This window comes from Streptomyces aidingensis, from assembly GCF_900112355.1.
In the GTDB taxonomy this organism is placed as follows: domain Bacteria; phylum Actinomycetota; class Actinomycetes; order Streptomycetales; family Streptomycetaceae; genus Streptomyces; species Streptomyces aidingensis.
On sequence record NZ_FOLM01000013.1, the window covers coordinates 49,199 to 67,319 of the forward strand.

Below are 18,121 nucleotides of genomic sequence, written 5' to 3' on the forward strand. Positions count from 1 at the left end.
GCGGAGCGGCGGTAATTCATCTGTTGCAGCCAGTCTATTCGGGTAGATCGCGGAGGATATTTCTCACATTTCCCCCCAGACTTTCGCGCGCATGCTCGGATTCTGGACAAGCTCTTCCGCTGAGCGGTGACTCTGTATAAGTTTCCGGGCACGCGCCATACCGGAGCAGAGGGGCCCCGGTGCGCAGCCGGCAGTGCGAATGGCACCGTTACCCGGCGGCCGTCCGTGCGTGCTGCCGACCGGGACGGGCAGCATCCCCCACCCCGCGGACGGGCCCCGGGCGCTCGATTCGGAAGAGGGGGCGTCGTGACCGCGGAGACTTCCCAGACGCTCGACCGAGGGCTGCGAGTCCTCAAACTCCTGGCCGAGACCGACCACGGGCTCACCGTGACCGAGCTCTCCAAGCAGCTCGGGGTGAACCGCACGGTCGTCTACCGGCTGCTCGCGACCCTCGAACAGCATGCCCTGGTACGCCGGGACGCCGGCGGCCGGGCCCGGGTAGGGGTCGGTGTGCTGGGGCTGGGACGCCAGGTCCACCCACTGGTCCGGGAGGCCGCGCTGCCCGCGCTGCGCTCCCTGGCCGAGGACGTCGGCGCCACCGCCCACCTCACCGTGGTGGACGGCAGCGAGGCGCTGGCCGTCGCCGTGGTGGAACCGAGCTGGACGGACTACCACGTCGCCTACCGCACCGGCTTCCGCCATCCGCTGGACCGCGGCGCCGCGGGCCGGGCGATCCTCATCGGCCGCTGCAAGGACATCGACAACGAGGACGGCTATGTCCTGACCCACGGCGAACTGGAGGCGGGCGCCAGCGGCGCCGCCGCGCCGCTGCCGCCGGACTGCGGGGTGGAGGGCAGCGTCGGTGTGGTGATGCTCAACGACTCGGTGCCCCCGGAGGTCGGCCCCCGCGTGGTGCGCGCCGCCCAGGAAGTCGCCGACGTCCTGCGCTGAGTTCTCCGCCGACGGCCGCCGCGCACCGCGCCGCCGGATGCCCGGCGCCCGGGCGGCGGGTGGCCGCGGGGGCGTGGGTAGTCTTCGACGCATGCCGTCTGCCGCCCCGCGCCCCCCGCGTTCCCAGCCCGCGACCCCCGGCCCCGGCCCGGCCGGCGGCGGCGTCCTCCCCGGGGTGCTGCGGCGCCGGCCGGCGCTGATCGGGCTCTGCGCGGCGCTGGTGACCCTGCTGCTCGCCGTCGCCGCCCTGCTGCCGCTGCCGTTCTCGGTGGCGCTGCCCGGCGAGACCGTGGATGTGCAGGGCCGCAGTGGCGGCGAGCCGGTGATCCGGATCTCCGGCACCGGGGTCCGCGAGCCCGAGGGCGAGCTGCGGATGACCACCATCCAGGCCACCGGCCCGGACGCCACCGTGCGGCTGCCCGATGTGGTCAGCGGCTGGTTCTCCGACGAGCGCGCGGTCATGCCGCGCGACGCGGTCTATCCGGTCGGCCGGTCCCCGCGTGAGATCCGCGAGTACAACGCCGAGCAGATGACCGCCTCCCAGGACGCCGCGGCCGAGGCGGCGCTCGCCCTGCTCGACCTCACCGGGCAGGGCATCGAGGTGGAGCTGACCCTGCGGGACGTGGGCGGCCCCAGCGCCGGCCTGCTGTTCGCCCTCGGCATCGTCAATCTGCTGGCGGGCGACGGCGAGGGCGGCGATCTCACCGGCGGCCGGGTGATCGCCGGCACCGGCACCATCGGGGCGGACGGCACGGTCGGCCCGGTGGGCGGCGTCCCGCTGAAGACCCAGGCCGCGCGGCGCGACGGGGCCACCGTCTTTCTGGTGCCGCGGGAGGAATGCGGGGACGCCGCGGGCGGTCTGCCCGAGGGGCTGCGGCTGATCCCGGTGGAGACGCTCCGGGGCGCGGTGGACGCGCTGCGCGCGCTGGCGGACGGCGGCCCGGTGCCCGCCTGCTGAGCCGGACCCGGGCGGGGGGGCCGCCCCCGCGAGTGCAGGGCGCGGGGGCGGCCGGTGGGGGGTGGTGTTCTTACAGATTCCCCCGTTTCGCCTGTTCACGCTCGATCGCCTCGAAGAGGGCCTTGAAGTTCCCCTTGCCGAAGCCCAGCGAGCCGTGCCGCTCGATCAGCTCGAAGAAGACGGTGGGGCGGTCCTGCACCGGCTTGGTGAAAATCTGCAGCAGATAGCCGTCCTCGTCCCGGTCGGCCAGGATCTTCAGCTCGCGCAGGGTGTCCACCGGCACCCGGGTGTCCCCGGCCCACTCGCCCAGCGTGTCGTAGTAGGAGTCCGGCACGTCCAGGAACTCCACTCCCGCGGCGCGCATCCCGCGCACGGTGTGCACGATGTCGCTGGTGGCCAGCGCGATGTGCTGCACGCCCGGTCCGCCGTAGAACTCCAGATACTCGTCGATCTGCGACTTCTTCCTGGCGACGGCCGGCTCGTTGATGGGGAACTTCACCTTGCGGGTGCCGTCCGCGACCACCTTCGACATCAGCGCGGAGTACTCGGTGGCGATGTCGTCGCCCACGAACTCCTTCATGTTGGTGAAGCCCATCACCCGCTGGTAGTAGGCCACCCACTCGTCCATCCGGCCGAGTTCGACATTGCCCACACAGTGGTCGATGGCCTGGAAGAAACGCTTCTTCGGTGGTGTGACCAGCGGTTCGGCATCCACATAGCCGGGCAGATGGGCGCCCTTGTAGCCGCCCCGCTCCACCAGCGTGTGCCGGGTCTCGCCATAGGTGCCGATGGCGGCCAGCACCACCGTGCCGTTGTCGTCGGTGAGTTCGTGCGGCTCGGCCAGCGGGCGGGCGCCCTGCTCCAGGGCGCGGGCGTACGCCGCCCGGGCGTCCGGCACCTCCAGCGCCAGATCGACCACGCCGTCGCCGTGCGCGGCCACATGCCGGGACAGGAACCGGCCGTGCTCGGTGGCGGGCTTGATGACCGAGGTGAGGACGAACCGGGCGGCGCCCGACTCCAGGACATAGGAGGCCGTCTCCCGGTTGCCGTGCTCCGGCCCGGAATAGGCGACGAGCCGCATGCCGAAGGCCGTGGAGTAGTAGTGCGCCGCCTGTTTGGCGTTGCCGACCGCGAAGACGACCGCGTCCATGCCGTTGACCGGGAACGGATCGGCGTTCCGGGAGCGGCTCGGGGACCCCGCGGGGGTGCGGTGCGGGGTGTGCACAGATGCGCGCTGTGGGGTCTCAGTCATGCAGGCAGAGTCCACCCGGTCGGCAAGGTGCGCAATAGTGAGCGCATCGGATGGGCAATATGTAGGGTGGAACTCGCCCAGCGCTTGTCGTTCTGTACATGATGCCCAGGAGAGCGGGCAGGTGGGCGGGCAGCGCAGGGCGGACGGAGGACCGCAGAGGTGATGACGGGCACCCAGACCCCGGCCGGCGCCGGCGCCGCGCCGGCCATCGACGCACTGGACGGGCGGCTGCTGGAACTGCTCGCCCGGGAACCGCGGATCGGCGTGCTGGAGGCGTCCCGCCGGCTCGGCGTGGCACGCGGCACCGCCCAGGCCCGGCTGGACCGGCTGCGGGCGGGCGGGGTGATCCGCGGCTTCGGCCCGGACGTGGACCCGGCCGCGATCGGCTATCCGGTCACGGCCTTCGCCACCCTGGAGATCCGGCAGGGGCAGGGCGAGCAGGTGCGGCGGCATCTGCGGGAGGTCCCCGAGGTGCTGGAGCTGCACACCATCACCGGGCAGGGCGACATGCTCTGCCGGCTGGTGGCCCGTTCCAACGCCGATCTCCAGCGGGTGATCGACCGGGTGGTCGGCTTCGAGGGCATCGTCCGCTCCGCCACCGCGATCGTGATGGAGAATCCGGTGCCCTTCCGCATCGTTCCCCTGGTGCGGCAGGCCGCCGGTCTGGCCCCGGAGACCGGGCCCGCCGCCGCGGAGGGGTGACCGGGCGCGGTGAGCGGTGCCCCGGGCCTCGAAGGCGGCGCCCGGCGGGGGCACTCGGCGGGGGCACTCGGCGGGACCCTCAGCAGTGGCCCTCGCCGGGGTCGTCCGGCGGCCGTCCGGCCGCCGAATCCTCGCCGCCGGACGGCCCGGAGGGCGTCAGCAGCGCCCGCAGCCCCGCGTCCAGATCCGACAGTTCCGGCTCCGTGCCGGGCGGCACCACGCGCAGCGTGCGCTCCAGCCAGGCCGACACCGGTGCGACGGCCGCCTGCACCAGGGCGCCGCCGTCCGGCGAGTTCAGCGCGATGCAGACCACCGGACGGTCCTCGGCCCGGCCGGGCCAGATCCGCACATCGCCGTGCCCGGCCGGGCGGAACACGCCCTCCACCAGCAGATCGCGGGCAAAGCTCCAGTGCACGGGGGACCCTGAGGTGATGTGGAAGAGGATGTGCACCGCGAAGGGGTCGTCCAGGCGGTAGACCAGCCGGGCGGCCACCGGGACGATCCGCTCCGGGGAGACCACCAGCCGCATCTCCAGCTCGCGTTCGATGGTGATGTGCATCGGAAACACCTTTTCCTCTGCCCGGTACCCGCCCGCTGCGGGTACGTTCAGCAGAAGGGAGCGCGAGAACGCCTCTCCCTTACGCGACTTCGCGAGGGTTTTTTCGTCACTTGCGGGCCCTCGTCGTACCATGCGTTACCCGGCCGTGGACGATCTGCCGCGGACAACTGCGACAACGGGCGGACAGGAGCGTCGTACAGGGATGAGCGTGCCACCCGAGGGAAGCGCCGGCGGGAACCCGGGGCCCGACTGGTACCCCGACCCGTCCATTCCCGGCTACATCCGGTACTGGAACGGCAGCGCCTGGGTCCCCGGCAGCAGCCGGCCGGAGCCGCGCGCGGGTGAGCCGCGGCCCGGCCCGCCGCCCGGCGCCTTTCTGCCGCAGCCCGCCTCCGGACCGCCCGCTCCCGCCCGGCCGGCCGGGCCGGAGGAGACCGGGCCGGTCTTCTTCGACGAGGAGAACGCGGACACCCCGGGGCCACCGCCGGCGGCGCCGGTCCCGGAACCGCGCCCCGCCCTGCCGGAGCTGCGCGGACGCGGCGAAGCCGAGCGCCCGCGGCTGCCCTGGGGCTCGGACGAGGACGTGTCCACCTCGCCGGTGGCCTCCTTCCGCCGCGGGCAGCAGAGCGGTCCGGGTGGTCCGGGTGGTCCGGGTGGTCAGAGTGTGCCGGGCGGCCAGGGGGCGGCCGATCCGCGGACCCCGTTCGGGCGCCCGGCGCCGGAGCGCTCCGGCACCGCCGCCGAGCCCGCCGCCGATGCCGCCGATGCCGCCGGGACGGGGACGGAGGGCCCCACCTGGACCCAGCAGGTGCGCGAACTGGCCCAGCAGGCCCATGACCGGCGTGCCCAGCAGGAGCCGCCGCGGCAGTCCCCGCAGCCCCCGGCTCCCCAGCCCCCGCCCCAGCCCCGGGCGCCGGCTCCCGGGGCGGGTGCACCGGGGCAGCCCGCGCCGCCCGCCCCGCAGGGCCCCGGGCCGGTGCCGCAGCAGGCGTCCGCCCCGGGGCCGTTCCCGGCTCCCGCCCCCGCCCGCCCCGGGCAGCCGGGCCCCGCTCCCCGGCAGCCCGAGCAGCCCCGGGGGCACACCGTGCCGGTAATGGGCGCACCGCAGATGGCGCCGCTCACCGAGGCGGGTCTCCAGGTGCGGGCCACCGCCCCCTGGGAGTCCCCGTTCGGCGGCTCGGAGACCGCCTACCCGGCGAAGCTGGGCCGGCGCCTGCTGGCCCGGATCGTCGACTCGCTGCTGCCGCTCGGCGCCGCCGGGGCCGTGGCCTTCCTGCTGCTGGACCGCGGCCGGGACCACATCCGGGCCAAGGTGGACGCGGTCGAGCAGGCGGGCGTCACCCAGCAGGTATGGCTGCTGGACGGCACCACCGGCGCCTATCTCGCCATGGTGCTGGGCGCCTTCCTCGGGCTCGGACTGCTGCTGGAGGCGCTGCCCACCGCCTTCTGGGGCCGCAGCCCGGGCAAGGCGCTGTTCGGCCTGCGGGTGCTGAATGTGGAGCGGCAGGAGAAGCCGTCCTTCGGTGCCGCACTGGGCCGCTGGCTGCTGTACAGCGTGCTCGGGCTGGTGGCGCTGGGCGTGGTCGGCGTGCTGTGGTGCGTGCGCGACCGCCCCTGGCGGCAGTGCTGGCACGACAAGGCGGCCCGCACCTTCGTCGCCTCGGCACGCTCCGGCCGCTGAGCCCGCCCGCTCCGGCGATGGATTCCGGCCGGAATGGCCGGAAATTTCCCTCGTGCGGCGCTTTGCGGATGCGAGGTGCCCGGCCCGCGGGTGCACTCGGAGACATGAGTGATGAGCAGTCGCAGCGCGGACGGTGGGGACAGCCGGGCACATCCCAGGGCCCCGGGCAGCTTGGGCAGCCCGGCGGGCAGAGCAGGCCCGGCTCGGGGCCGGCACAGCCCGGAGGGCCGCACTACGAGGGCAAACCGCCGCCTCCGCCGCCGTCCGGCGGCGGCACCGAGGACTTCGGCACGGGCCCGTACGGCGCTCCCGGGCCCGCCGGACAGGGCGGAGCGGAGGGAGGGCCGCTGCCCGGGATGCCGCCGCTGGCGTCCCTGGGCCGCCGGCTGGTCGCCCGCATCATCGACTGGCTGATCATCTACATCCCGATGGCGCTGATCACCCTGCCGCTGGTGGACACCGACGACTACAACACCGTCGGCAACTGGGGGACATCCCTGCTCGGGGTGCTGGTCTACTTCGTCTACGAGGCGCTGATGCTGACCTCGCGGGGACAGACGCTCGGCAAGATGGCCATGAAGATCCGGGTCGGGATGCTGGCCGACGGAGCCATCCCGGCGGGCGGCCCGGGCTGGATCCGGGCGGCGGTGTACTCGCTGCCGCAGCTCGTCTACTGCCTCGGCCAGTTGTTCTGGCTGGTCAATGTGCTTTTCTGCACCTGGGACCGGCCGTTCCGCCAGTGTCTGCACGACAAGGCGGCCAAGACCGTGGTGGTCGAGGCGCACTGACCGGCGCCGGCCCGCCGTCGGCCGGGGTCAGACCCGGACTTCGGGACGCCGCACGGGCGGCGGCGGGACGGCGTGCGGCGCCGCGGCCGGGGCAGCCGTCGAAGGCGCCGCCGTGGCCGCCGCCGGTGCCGCCGGCACGCGCTCCCGGCCGGCGCGGCGGGTGTGCACCGCCACGGCCGCCGCGATCCCGCAGCACAGCGCGGTGAACGCGATCAGCAGGGCGGCGAGCACCGAGCCGCCGGGGGAGAGCAGCAGCATCAGCAGGGTGGCGGAGATGACGGCGGCGGAGCCGTAGGCGATCTGCTGGAGGGTCGGATGCGGCATCGCGGATTCCGTCCTGGCGAGTCCTGAGGAGTCCTGGCGTGGCTGTCTGAAGGCCGTGCTGGTGTTCCTGCGCACGACTCTACGGGCTGCGATGCCCGCCTCCGCGCCGGGGTAAGCGTCACGCCCCGCGCTCGCTGGTGCACGGGGGGCGCACACTTCCCCCCGTTCTGCCGCCGGACCGGGACGGAGCCGGAAACAGCAGGTCATCGTTTGTTTCCCCGGCGCCTCTGGTCAACGGCACCGGTACGGTCCAGGATGGCTGAGGCCCCATGGCACCCAGGCAGAGCACGGGGAGGTGTTCCATGGCCGATGGCGGACACGTCCGGCTGCCGGACGGCAGCATGGTGGTGGCGGTCGCCCTGCCGCGCCCGGAGGCGGCGGGAACCGGACTGATCCGGATACTGGTGCACGCCCCCAACCGGGCCCGCGCCCTGACCAGGCTGCGCAACCTCGGACTGCGCGCGGTCTATCTGCGGGGCAACGCCCTGCCGCCCACTCCGGACGAGATCAGCGCCGTGCTGCACCACCCGGAGGGCATCGTCTGGCGCTGCACGACCGCCACCGGCCCGCTGGCGAGCTGGCGCTCCATGGCCGCCCTCCGCCGCGCCTCCTGACCTGGGCCCTGACCCTCTGGTCCGGACCCGGACACGGCCCCGGTCCCCGCCGCCGTCGCAGGCCGCTTCAGGCGGCGACGACCGGCTTGCCGGTGAGCTCGACTCCGGCGGCGCGCAGCTCGCCGAGCGCGCGCTCGACGGAATCGCGGGCCACCCCGGCGGTCAGATCCAGCAGCACCCGGGTGCGGAAGCCCTCGCGGGCCGCGTCCAGCGCGGTGGCCCGGACGCAGTGGTCGGTGGCGATGCCCACCAGGTCCACCTCCGTCACCTCGCGGGCGCGCAGCCAGTCGGCCAGCGAGGTGCCGCTCTCGTCGGCGCCCTCGAAGCCGCTGTAGGCCGCCGCGTAGGCACCCTTGTCGAAGCATGCCTCGACCGCCCCCGAGGTGACCGCCGGAGCGAAGTTGGGGTGGAAGCCGACGCCCTCGGTCCCGGCCACGCAGTGCCGCGGCCAGGAGTGCACGAAGTCCGGGTGGCCGGAGAAGTGGTCACCGGGCGAGATGTGGTGGTCCCGGGTGGCCACCACATGGCGGTAGCCGGGGGTGGCGGCGCTGATCAGGTCGGTGATCGCGGCGGCCACGTCGGCGCCGCCGGCCACCGGGAGGCTGCCGCCCTCGCAGAAGTCGTTCTGCACGTCGACGACGATCAGGGCGCGGTGCATGGAGAACACCCCTTCCGGGCGGATGACGGGCGGCGCGGCGGACGGCCGCCGTACGGGATTCGGTTCTGGGGCGTGGGACTTGGGGATCCGGGAGCGTGGGGGCGGCTCAGTCCGCAGACTAGCCGTATCCGGCGGCCGGGTCATACCGAGTGCCCCATCCGGCGCGGTTCGGTCCCGGTCGCGCCGTTGTCCGGGGCACGTGCCGCGGGCCGGTGCGGTTCAGTGCCGGTGCCCCGCCGGCTGCCGCCGGGCGGCGCCGGTCACCGGCCGGGGAGGCGGTACTCGGTGGGGATCACCGGTTCGCCGGCCGAGAGCTGGGTGGCGGAAAGCGGCAGCGCGGCCCGTGCCCGCCGGTGCCGTTCCCGCGCCGCGCGCAGCGGCTCGCGCCCGGTGACCGCCCCGTCCCGGATCAGCTCCACCTGGAGCAGATGGCCCGCCAGCTCCGGCTCCACCGGACCGGTGCCGATCACCTCCGCCTCGGCGATCCCCTCGGCGTCCGGCCGCCGGGCCGCCCACTTGGCCCCGCCGAGGGTCCGCTTGCCGCCCGGCGAGAGCTTGGAGACCGGTTCCAGCGGCGCGTCCGGTCCCTCGCCGCGCGCCCGGGCCACCAGCTTGTACACCATGGAGCAGGTCGGGTGTCCGCTGCCGGTGACCACCCGGGTGCCCACGCCGTAGGCGTCCACCGGCGCCGCGGCCAGCGAGGCGATCGCGTATTCGTCCAGGTCGCTGGTGACCACGATCCGGGTGTCCGGCGCGCCCAGCTCGTCCAGTTGCCTGCGCACCCGGTGCGCCACCAGCAGCAGATCGCCGGAGTCGATGCGCACCGCGCCCAGCTCCGGCCCGGCCAGCGCCACCGCGGCGCGCACCGCCTCGGCGATGTCGTAGGTGTCCACCAGCAGGGTGGTGCCCCGGCCCAGGGATTCGATCTGCGCGGTGAACGCGTCCCGCTCGGTGTCGTGCAGCAGGGTGAAGGCGTGCGCGCTGGTGCCGGCGGTGGGGATGTCGTAGCGGAAGCCGGCGGCCAGGTCGGAGGTGGCGTCGAAGCCGCCGAGGTAGGCGGCCCGGGAAGCGGCCACCGCGGCCAGCTCGTGGGTGCGGCGGGCGCCCATCTCCATCAGCGGGCGCCCGCCGGCGGCCACCGCCATCCGGGAGGCCGCCGCGGCGACCGCCGAGTCGTGGTTGAGGATGGACAGGATCACCGTCTCCAGCAGCACGCATTCGGCGAAGCCGCCCTCCACCCGCAGCACCGGGGAGCCGGGGAAGTAGACCTCGCCCTCCGGATAGCCGGTGACGCTGCCGGTGAAGCGGTAGTCCGCCAGCCAGCGCAGGGTGGGCTCGTCCACCACCCGGCGGGCGCGCAGGAAGCCCAGCAGTCCGGGGTCGAACCGGAAGTTCTCGATGGCGTCCAGCACCCGGCCGGTGCCGGCCAGCACGCCGTAGCGGCGGCCGGGCGGCAGGGAGCGGGTGAAGACCTCGAAGACGGTGCGGCGGTGGGCGGTGCCGGCCCGCAGCGCGGCCTGCACCATGGTCAGCTCGTAATGGTCGGTGAACAGCGCGGTGGACGGCACGTCCAGCGGCAGGCCCGGCAGCCGGCCGTCGGCCCGGGCGCGGGCCGTGACGGTGCCGGCGGTGTGCTGTGCGGTCTGCTGCGCGGTCTGCTGTGCGGCGGGTTCCCCGTGCATCTCCCCATCCCCTCTCGCGGTGGACGGCACCAGCCTAACCCACATCTCGTCACTCTGACGATATTGGTCGGGGGTGTGCGTTTTCGCATGGGCGGCCGGTGGATGGCAGCATGGAGGGAGCGGGTGGTGCAGGCTGCCGTGGGATCATGACCGGACACCGACCGGACGATGGGGTTGTCGTGAGTTCCGTTCCCCTCGAAATCGAGCGCACCGAGTCCGAGGAGGCGCCCGTCGAGGTGCCGTCCCCGGATGTCCCCTGGGTCACGGTGGTGCACAACGACCCCGTGAATCTGATGAGTTATGTGACGTATGTCTTCCAGGCGTACTTCGGGTATCCGCGGGACAAGGCGAGGCGCCTGATGCTGGACGTGCACCACAAGGGCCGCGCCATCGTCTCCAGCGGCAGCCGTGAGGAGATGGAGCGCGACGTGCAGGCGATGCACGGCTACGGCCTGTGGGCGACCCTTCAGCAGGACCGCTGATGGCGGCGTACTTCGAGCGGGCGGGCGGCGCGGCCGGCGGCGCGGCGATCGTGCTGGACCCGATGGAGATCTCCATTCTGCGCAGCCTGGCCACCCAGCTTCTGGAGCTGATCGGGCCGGGGGAGGAGCCGGAGAACGGCTCGGGCGATCCGCTGGACGCGCTGTTCGCCGAGGGGCCCAGCAAGGCGCCGGACGACCCGGCGCTGGCCCGGCTGTTCCCGGACGCCTACCGGGGGCCCGGCGAGCCGGAGCAGGACGCGGCGGGCAAGGAGCAGTCCGCGGAGTTCCGCCGCTTCACCGAGGGGGAGCTGCGCTCGCGCAAGCGCGCGGACATCCTCGCCCTGGTCCGCACGCTGGACGCGGCCACCTCGGCCGCGGACGGGGAGGGCGTGGTGCTCACCCTGGAGCCGGCCCAGTCCCGGCAGTGGCTGGGCGCGCTCAACGATCTGCGGCTCGCCATTGCCGTAAGGCTGGACATCGACGACGAACAGCGCGCGGATCAACTCTTCGAACTTCCTGACGATCACCCGGCCAAACCACTGGTGATGGCCTATCTCTGGCTGGGGGCACTTCAGGAGTCATTGCTGGAAACGCTCCTGTCCTGATTTCCCCGCGTTGCCGGAACGTAAAAGTATTTCCCGTTATGGTAACTCTCTGTAACATTTCGCGTCCGATAAGCGGACAAAGCATCTGCCCGTAGTGGGTATGTGTCCGTTTTAGGGAGGATGTGCGCACCGGTAACACGACCGTTATCCGAACGTGTGACATGTGCCACTCATAAATTGTTGCTCAGCGTGGTAGGAACTGGCATCCGAATGTTTCACCGGGACAAGTCCCTGTTCCCGGCGGCCGACCGGAATCACCGCACAGCCGGAAAGGGCCGCAATCTCATTCGTCCCCGCTACCCCTGAGGTACATCGATGGCAGACAGCACCTGGGCCGATACGGTCGCAGAGAACATCAACAACGCGGTAGACAGGCCGGTCGGCTGGATCTACGACGTGGTCTTCTGGAGTTTCGAGGCCGGCGGCGCGACGATCATGCCGATCGTGCTGTGGCTGGTGATCGCGGGCCTCGCCTTCTCGGCCTACTTCGGCCTGGCACAGGTCCGCCATTTCCGGACCGCACTCAAGATCGTCCGCGGCCGGTACGACGATCCGAGGGACCCCGGAGAGGTCAGCCACTTCCAGGCGCTGACCTCGGCCGTCTCCGGCACCGTCGGCCTGGGCAACATCGCCGGTGTGGCCATCGCCATCTCCATCGGCGGCCCCGGCGCCACCTTCTGGATGATCCTGTGCGGCCTGCTCGGCATGGCCACCAAGTTCGTCGAGTGCACCCTGGGCGTGAAATACCGCGAGGTGCACGAGGACGGCACCGTCTCCGGCGGCCCCATGCACTATCTGCGCAAGGGCTTCGCCGAGCTGGGCAAGCCCATGACCGGCAAGATCCTGGCCGGCCTGTCCGCCGTCTTCGTGCTGTTCTTCGGCTACTTCGGCGGCAACCTCTTCCAGGTCAACCAGTCGCTGGAACAGGTCTCCACCCAGATCGGCGACGGTGACGGCTTCTTCGCCGGCAACCTGGGCGCCATCATCTACGGCCTGGTCATCGCCACGCTCTGCGCCCTGGTGATCATCGGCGGCATGAAGTCCATCGGCTCCACCACCGCCCGGCTGGTGCCCGGCATGGCGATCATGTACGTGACCGCCTGTCTGCTGGTGATCGTGTTCAACGTCACCGAGGTGCCCGCGGCGATCGGCACCATCGTCACCGAGGCGTTCGCCCCCGAAGGCGTGGCCGGCGGTGTGCTCGGCGCCCTGATCGTCGGCTTCCAGCGGGCCGCCTTCTCCAACGAGGCGGGCGTCGGCTCCGCCCCGATCGCGCACTCCGCGGTGAAGACCAAGCGCCCGGCCACCGAGGGCCTGGTCGCCATGCTGGAGCCGTTCGTGGACACCGTGGTCATCTGCAGCATGACCGCGCTCACCATCGTGGTGGCCAACGGCGAGCTCTACCAGGCCCGCCGGGCCGGCGACGACTCCATCAACGGCATCGCCATCACCTCGGACGCCTTCGAGACCGCGCTGCCGTGGTTCCCGTGGCTGCTCACCATGGCCGTGGTGCTGTTCGCCTTCTCCACCCTCATCACCTGGGGCTACTACAGCCAGAAGTGCTGGACGCACCTGTTCGGCCGCAGCCGGACCAGCGAGCTGGTGTTCAAGGTGAGCTGGTGCGCGGTGGCCGTGATCGGTGCCCTGCTGCCGCTGATGCGGCTGGTGGACGCGGCCGACGCGTTCCTGTTCCTGGCCGCGGTCGCCAACATCATCGGCCTGTACTTCCTGGCCCCGGTGGTCAAGCGGGAGCTGGAGCGGGTGCTGGACTACATCCGCCGCAAGGACGCGGGCCAGAGCGACGAGGAGATCGAGGCCGCGGAGGCCGCCGCGGTGGCCGGCGGCCCGTCCGCCAAGGTGATCTCCGCCGACTGACCGGGTGCATCCGCCGCTCCGGCGGGACGCGCGGCGGTGGCGTGTCCGGTTCCTTCCGGGGAACCGGGCACGCCACCGGGCGTTTTCCGGTCTGACTTATCCTGGCGCGCATGCTGACCATCACCCAGGAGCTGCACGACAGAATCGTGGCCCACGCCCGCCAGGACCACCCGGACGAGGCGTGCGGAGTCATCGCCGGCCCGGCCGGCAGCGACCGCCCCGAGCGCTTCATCCCCATGCTCAACGCGGCCCGTTCCCCCACGTTCTACGAGTTCGACTCCGGTGATCTGCTCAGGCTCTACCGGGAGATGGACGACCGGGACGAGGAGCCGGTGGTCATCTACCACTCGCACACCGCCACCGAGGCCTACCCCTCGCGCACCGACATCTCCTACGCCAACGAGCCGGGCGCCCACTATGTGCTGGTCTCCACCGCCGAATGCGGCAACGACGAAGGGCCGGTCTCCTTCCGTTCGTTCCGCATCGTGGACGGCGAAGTGAGCGAGGAGGAGGTCCGGATCGTTCCGGCCTCCGGGTCGTGACCGGAATATGGGACGAGATCGTCCGATCCCCGGGACGGACTTCCGAAGGGGCCACCGGGAATCGTTACGATGTGGGCATGGTTTCCCACGACGTGAGAAGTGAGCCGCCGAGCCTGCTGCTCGTGGCGCGCCTGCACGTCGATCTGTGCCGCCTCGCCAGCGCCATCTGTCTGCGCCGCGCGGACGCGTCGGCCTGACCGACGGGCGGGCCGCCGTGCCCGCCTGCCGCACCGCTCGCCGCACCGCCGCTCGCCGCCGATTCCCGCCCCTCCCGCGTCACCGGATACCCACTGGAGCATGTCCATGGCCATCGAGGTCCGCATCCCGACCATCCTCCGCAGCTACACCGACCAGCAGAAGTCCGTCGAAGGCAACGGCGGGACCCTGGCCGAACTCTTCACCGACCTGGACGCCAGCTTCCCCGGCATCCGGGAACGGCTGGTGGACGGCGGCGAACTGCGCCGCTTCGTCAACGTCTACCTCAACGACGAGGACGTGCGCTTCCTGGAGGGCATCGACACCAGGCTGCGGGACGGCGACAGCGTCACCATCCTGCCGGCCGTGGCCGGGGGAATGCGCTGATGCGCTTCGACTCCCCGCTCGCCGCGGTGGGCAACACCCCGCTGGTCCGGCTGGTGCGGCTGTCCCCCTCGGACGAGGTGCGCATCTGGGCCAAGCTGGAGGACCGCAACCCGACCGGCTCCATCAAGGACCGCCCGGCCCTGCACATGATCGAGCAGGCCGAGAAGGACGGCCGGCTCACCCCGGGCTGCACCATCCTGGAGCCGACCTCCGGCAACACCGGCATCTCGCTGGCCATGGCCGCCCGGCTCAAGGGCTACCGGATGGTCTGCGTGATGCCCGAGAACACCTCGCGGGAGCGGCGCGAACTGCTCGCCATGTGGGGCGCGGAGATCATCCCCTCCCCGGCGGCCGGGGGTTCCAACACCGCCGTGCGGATGGCCAAGGAACTGGCCGCCGAGCACCCCGACTGGGTGATGCTGTACCAGTACGGCAACCCCGACAACGCGGGCGCCCACTACTCCACCACCGGGCCGGAGATCCTCGCCGACCTGCCCTCCGTCACCCACTTCGTGGCCGGCCTCGGCACCACCGGCACCCTGATGGGCGTGGGCCGCTATCTGCGCGAGCAACGGCCCGGGGTGCAGATCGTGGCCGCCGAGCCGCGCTACGACGACCTGGTCTACGGCCTGCGCAATCTGGACGAGGGCTTCGTTCCGGAACTGTACGAGGAGTCGGTGCTCACCACCCGGTTCTCGGTGGGCTCCGAGGACGCGGTCACCCGCACCCGGGAACTGCTCGCCGAGGAGGGCATCTTCGCCGGGGTCTCCACCGGCGCGGTGCTGCACGCGGCGATCGGCGTGGGCCGCAAGGCGGTGCGCGCGGGCGAGCCGGCCGACATCGTCTTCGTGGTCGCCGACGCCGGCTGGAAGTACCTCTCCACCGGCATCTACACCGCGGCCAGCACCGAGGAGGCGGTGGAGCTCCTCCAGGGCCAGCTCTGGGCCTGAGCCGCCCACCACCGCACCACCGCACCACCGCACCACCCGCCGGCGGCCGGTCCCCGTGGCCCGGCCGCCGGGGCGCACCCGGTGGCGTGTTCACCGGGGGTGTCGGTGCCGGGGCGTAGAGTCACAAGCGTGAGTGTGCACAGCTATTTCCGGCCCGCGACCGACGGGCGGACGGTGTGGCAGCGGCTGACCGCGCGGGATTCGCTGCTCAGAAAGCTGGACTGGCCGCTGCTCGGCTCCGCGCTGGTCCTCACGGTCACGGGCACGGTCCTGGTCTACTCCGCCACCCGCGGGCGGGAGGAGCTGAACCACGGCGATCCGCAGTTCTTCCTGCTCCGGCAGTGCGTCAACGCCGCCCTGGGGATCGCCCTCGCCGCCGTGGTGGTCTGGCTGGGCAGCCGCCGGGTGCGGGACGCGGTGCCGCTGCTCTACGCCATGTCCGTGCTGCTGGCCGCCCTGGTGCTGACACCGCTCGGCACCACGGTCAACGGCTCCCGGAGCTGGATCGAGGTCGGCGGCGGCTTTGCCCTCCAGCCCTCGGAGCTGGTCAAGGTGGCGGTGATCCTGGCCCTGGCCGCGCTGTTCGCCGCCCGCGCCGATGCCTCCGGCGGGGAGAGCCCGGACGTCCGCACCATGCTGTTCGCGCTGGTGCTGGTCGCGGTGCCGGCGGTATTCATCATGCTCGCCCCGGACATGGGCCAGACGCTGGGGCTGGTGGTGATCTTCCTCGGGGTGCTGGTCGCCGCCGGGGCCTCCCGGTGGTGGCTGGCCGGCCTGTGCGGCGCCGGAGCGGCGGGCGCGGTGGCCGGCTGGCTGGCCGGCCTGCTGGACGAGTACCAGATCAACCGGTTCGCCGCGTTCGCCAATCCCGAACTGGACCCGGCGGGCGTGGGATACAACACCAACCAGGCCCGGATCGCCATCGGTTCCGGCGGCCTGTTCGGCACCGGCCTGTTCCAGGGCCATCAGACCACCGGCCAGTTCGTGCCCGAGCAGCACACGGACTTCGTCTTCACGGTGGCCGGCGAGGAGCTGGGCTTTCTGGGCTCCTGCGGGATCATTGTGCTGCTGGGCGTGGTGCTGTGGCGGGCCCTGCGCATCGCCCGGGACGCCACCGATCTGTACGGCACGGTGGTCGCGGCCGGCATCGTGGCCTGGCTGGCGTTCCAGTCCTTCGAGAACATCGGGATGTCGCTGGGCATCATGCCCGTCACCGGCCTGCCGCTGCCCTTTCTGTCCTACGGCGGCTCCGCCATGTTCGCCGTCTGGATCGCGGTCGGCCTGCTCCAGGCCATTCATCTGGAATCGCGCCGCCGCTGACGCCTGCCCGCCCGCGGGCGGGCAGGCGTCAGCGGGCGGGCAGGTCAGGGGTTGGTGTGGGTGCGGACCTGGTCCCAGAGCAGGGGGTCGAGGATGCCGGCCCGGCACCGCAGGGCACCGGGCGGCAGCCAGTGCAGGTCCGCGGTCTCCACCGCCCCGCCGCGGGCCTGGCCGACCGTGCCGGGCGGCAGCGGCACCGTGCCCGGCCGTTCGCCCCCGGGGCGGGCCGTGATTCTCGCCACCCGGACGCCGTCCCGGCCGTCCACCGCCAGGACCAGCGCCGGGGCCTGCGGCTCGCCCGGCAGCGTCGCGTACCAGATGTCGCCCGGGCGGGGCCCGGAGCGGGACCCGCGCCGGGCCGGGGCGCGCCTCCGCAGCCGCGCGCCGGGCAGCCGCCCCGCGCCGTCCACCAGCGCCGCCACCAGGCCGAGCACCGCCACCGCGGCCAGTGCCGGCCACCACGAGATGTCCACCGTGCGTCTCCCTCCCACCGGATCGGGACGGACATGAACGGGCATGTACAGGCATGAACGGGAGTGAATGTGCATTGACCGCTGTTGACGTCCGTTGATGGGCGTTGAAGGGGCCTTGAGGACGGGAAACGCGCCCCGGCCGGACGGGTGAGCGGGCCTTCGCAAGGCTGCGCGAGAGAGACGGCGAGGGCCTCGCGCACCCTTCCGGGGCAGTCCTCCGACACTACCGCCGCGCTGGTGATTCCGCCCACACCGGCGGCTTTCCGAGGCGCACAGCCCGCTGTTGCCACTTACAGTCGTGGCAATCCCACCACGCGGAGGTCGCCTCCCTCATGAAGCTCACCGTTGTCGGCTGCGCGGGATCCTTCCCGTCCGCGGACTCGGCCTGCTCCAGCTATCTGGTCGAGGCCGAGGGCTACCGCCTGCTGCTGGATCTGGGCAATGGCGCCCTCGGCGAGCTCCAGAAGTACACCGGCATCTACGACATCGACGCGGTGGTCCTCAGCCACCTGCATCCCGACCACTTCATCGACATGTGCGCCTACTTCGTGGCGCGCTACTACCGTTTCGAGGGCGGACGCTGCGCCCCGATCCCGGTCTACGGCCCGGCCGACACCGAGCGGCGGCTGCTCGCGGCCTACGCCGACACCCCCTCCGAGAAGTCGATGAGCGAGGTGTTCGACTTCCGGACGCTGGTCCCGGGGCGGACGCTGCCGCTCGGGCCGCTGCGGCTGACCGCCGAGCGGGTCCGGCACCCGGTCGAGGCCTATGGCTTCCGCATCGAGCACAACGGCTCGGCGCTGGTCTACTCGGGTGACACCGGCCCCTGCCCGCAGCTCGACGCCCTCTCCCGCGGTGCGGATCTGCTGCTCTGCGAGGCGGCCTTCACCGACGGCAAGGAGAACCTGCCGGACATCCATATGACCGGGCTGGAGGCCGGCCAGTGCGCCCGGGACGCGGGCGCCGGCCATCTGGTGCTCACCCACATCCCGCCGTGGACGGATGCCAAGGTCAATCTGCGGGACGCCAGGTCCGCCTTCGGCGGCCCGGTGGAGCTGGCCCGCCCGGGAGCGGTCTACCGGGTGGGGCACCGGGCGGACTGAACCGCCCGGCGCCCCGGCCC

Annotated in this window: 21 protein-coding genes; 15 read left to right on the plus strand and 6 right to left on the minus strand. The window is 72.5% G+C overall.

Features of this window, described 5'->3' with window-relative positions; all coding sequences use genetic code 11:
• Nucleotides 1–306: 306 nt before the first annotated feature.
• Together BM242_RS21350 and BM242_RS21355 are read left to right on the plus strand one after the other, a co-directional pair.
• Entirely contained in the window at nucleotides 307–951 is a 645-nt protein-coding gene (locus tag BM242_RS21350; RefSeq protein ID WP_093840513.1) for an IclR family transcriptional regulator, read from the plus strand.
• Between the two features lie 175 nt (nucleotides 952–1,126).
• Nucleotides 1,127–1,909 (plus strand): S16 family serine protease, encoded by a 783-nt coding sequence (locus tag BM242_RS21355; RefSeq protein WP_093840623.1) that lies wholly within the window; start codon nucleotides 1,127–1,129, stop codon nucleotides 1,907–1,909.
• 70 nt (nucleotides 1,910–1,979) lie between these two features.
• Here BM242_RS21355 and hppD read toward each other — a convergent pair whose 3' ends face one another.
• A complete protein-coding gene (gene hppD / locus BM242_RS21360; RefSeq protein WP_093840514.1) occupies nucleotides 1,980–3,161 on the minus strand; it encodes a 4-hydroxyphenylpyruvate dioxygenase in 1,182 nt (393 codons plus the stop codon).
• Nucleotides 3,162–3,323: 162 nt separating this feature from the next.
• Here hppD and BM242_RS21365 point away from each other — a divergent pair, with 162 nt between their 5' ends.
• Entirely contained in the window at nucleotides 3,324–3,863 is a 540-nt protein-coding gene (locus BM242_RS21365) for an Lrp/AsnC family transcriptional regulator (RefSeq protein WP_093840515.1), read from the plus strand.
• Between the two features lie 79 nt (nucleotides 3,864–3,942).
• Here the strand turns inward: BM242_RS21365 and BM242_RS21370 are convergent, their stop codons facing one another.
• Entirely contained in the window at nucleotides 3,943–4,422 is a 480-nt protein-coding gene (locus BM242_RS21370; protein ID WP_093840516.1) for an SsgA family sporulation/cell division regulator, read from the minus strand.
• Nucleotides 4,423–4,624: 202 nt separating this feature from the next.
• Between BM242_RS21370 and BM242_RS21375 the strand changes: the two genes are divergently transcribed.
• Together BM242_RS21375 and BM242_RS21380 are read left to right on the plus strand one after the other, a co-directional pair.
• Nucleotides 4,625–6,103, plus strand: coding sequence for an RDD family protein (locus BM242_RS21375; RefSeq protein WP_093840517.1), 1,479 nt, complete (start codon nucleotides 4,625–4,627; stop codon nucleotides 6,101–6,103).
• Between the two features lie 104 nt (nucleotides 6,104–6,207).
• Nucleotides 6,208–6,891 (plus strand): RDD family protein, encoded by a 684-nt coding sequence (locus tag BM242_RS21380; RefSeq protein WP_093840518.1) that lies wholly within the window; start codon nucleotides 6,208–6,210, stop codon nucleotides 6,889–6,891.
• Between the two features lie 27 nt (nucleotides 6,892–6,918).
• Here BM242_RS21380 and BM242_RS21385 read toward each other — a convergent pair whose 3' ends face one another.
• Complete coding sequence (locus BM242_RS21385) at nucleotides 6,919–7,215, minus strand: hypothetical protein (protein ID WP_093840519.1); 297 nt, start codon at nucleotides 7,213–7,215, stop codon at nucleotides 6,919–6,921.
• A gap of 302 nt (nucleotides 7,216–7,517) precedes the next feature.
• Here BM242_RS21385 and BM242_RS21390 point away from each other — a divergent pair, with 302 nt between their 5' ends.
• Nucleotides 7,518–7,829 carry a hypothetical protein gene (locus BM242_RS21390; protein WP_093840520.1) on the plus strand — a complete coding sequence of 104 codons (312 nt, stop codon included), beginning with the start codon at nucleotides 7,518–7,520 and terminating at the stop codon, nucleotides 7,827–7,829.
• A gap of 67 nt (nucleotides 7,830–7,896) precedes the next feature.
• On the opposite strand, the gene BM242_RS21395 is transcribed toward BM242_RS21390, so the two are convergent.
• Entirely contained in the window at nucleotides 7,897–8,487 is a 591-nt protein-coding gene (locus BM242_RS21395; RefSeq protein WP_093840624.1) for an isochorismatase family protein, read from the minus strand.
• 260 nt (nucleotides 8,488–8,747) lie between these two features.
• Nucleotides 8,748–10,169 carry a nicotinate phosphoribosyltransferase gene (locus tag BM242_RS21400; RefSeq protein ID WP_093840521.1) on the minus strand — a complete coding sequence of 474 codons (1,422 nt, stop codon included), beginning with the start codon at nucleotides 10,167–10,169 and terminating at the stop codon, nucleotides 8,748–8,750.
• A gap of 146 nt (nucleotides 10,170–10,315) precedes the next feature.
• Here BM242_RS21400 and clpS point away from each other — a divergent pair, with 146 nt between their 5' ends.
• The 8 genes from clpS to rodA all read left to right on the plus strand — a co-directional run bounded on the left by clpS (nucleotide 10,316) and on the right by rodA (nucleotide 16,525).
• Nucleotides 10,316–10,651, plus strand: coding sequence for an ATP-dependent Clp protease adapter ClpS (gene clpS, locus BM242_RS21405; protein ID WP_093840522.1), 336 nt, complete (start codon nucleotides 10,316–10,318; stop codon nucleotides 10,649–10,651).
• Nucleotides 10,651–11,256, plus strand: a complete 606-nt coding sequence (locus tag BM242_RS21410) for a DUF2017 domain-containing protein (protein ID WP_093840523.1) — start codon at nucleotides 10,651–10,653, stop codon at nucleotides 11,254–11,256. The genes clpS and BM242_RS21410 overlap by 1 nt, the downstream gene beginning before the upstream one ends.
• 315 nt (nucleotides 11,257–11,571) lie before the next feature.
• Nucleotides 11,572–13,131: an alanine/glycine:cation symporter family protein gene (locus tag BM242_RS21415; protein WP_093840524.1), complete on the plus strand. Its 1,560-nt coding sequence runs from the start codon at nucleotides 11,572–11,574 to the stop codon at nucleotides 13,129–13,131.
• Nucleotides 13,132–13,241: 110 nt separating this feature from the next.
• Nucleotides 13,242–13,673, plus strand: a complete 432-nt coding sequence (locus BM242_RS21420; protein WP_093840525.1) for a M67 family metallopeptidase — start codon at nucleotides 13,242–13,244, stop codon at nucleotides 13,671–13,673.
• A gap of 77 nt (nucleotides 13,674–13,750) precedes the next feature.
• Nucleotides 13,751–13,870, plus strand: a complete 120-nt coding sequence (locus BM242_RS30915) for a putative leader peptide (RefSeq protein WP_313896143.1) — start codon at nucleotides 13,751–13,753, stop codon at nucleotides 13,868–13,870.
• 106 nt (nucleotides 13,871–13,976) lie between these two features.
• Nucleotides 13,977–14,255 carry a MoaD/ThiS family protein gene (locus BM242_RS21425; RefSeq protein ID WP_093840625.1) on the plus strand — a complete coding sequence of 93 codons (279 nt, stop codon included), beginning with the start codon at nucleotides 13,977–13,979 and terminating at the stop codon, nucleotides 14,253–14,255.
• Nucleotides 14,255–15,205 carry a PLP-dependent cysteine synthase family protein gene (locus BM242_RS21430; RefSeq protein WP_093840526.1) on the plus strand — a complete coding sequence of 317 codons (951 nt, stop codon included), beginning with the start codon at nucleotides 14,255–14,257 and terminating at the stop codon, nucleotides 15,203–15,205. The genes BM242_RS21425 and BM242_RS21430 overlap by 1 nt, the downstream gene beginning before the upstream one ends.
• 135 nt (nucleotides 15,206–15,340) lie before the next feature.
• Entirely contained in the window at nucleotides 15,341–16,525 is a 1,185-nt protein-coding gene (gene rodA, locus BM242_RS21435) for a rod shape-determining protein RodA (RefSeq protein ID WP_175541522.1), read from the plus strand.
• A gap of 44 nt (nucleotides 16,526–16,569) precedes the next feature.
• Here the strand turns inward: rodA and BM242_RS21440 are convergent, their stop codons facing one another.
• A complete protein-coding gene (locus BM242_RS21440) occupies nucleotides 16,570–16,998 on the minus strand; it encodes a hypothetical protein (protein ID WP_093840528.1) in 429 nt (142 codons plus the stop codon).
• A gap of 332 nt (nucleotides 16,999–17,330) precedes the next feature.
• On the opposite strand from BM242_RS21440, the gene BM242_RS21445 reads away from it, so the two are divergent.
• The gene (locus BM242_RS21445) at nucleotides 17,331–18,101 is read left to right on the plus strand and encodes an MBL fold metallo-hydrolase (RefSeq protein ID WP_093840529.1); all 771 of its coding nucleotides are present in this window, start codon (nucleotides 17,331–17,333) and stop codon (nucleotides 18,099–18,101) included.
• Nucleotides 18,102–18,121 lie beyond the last annotated feature (20 nt).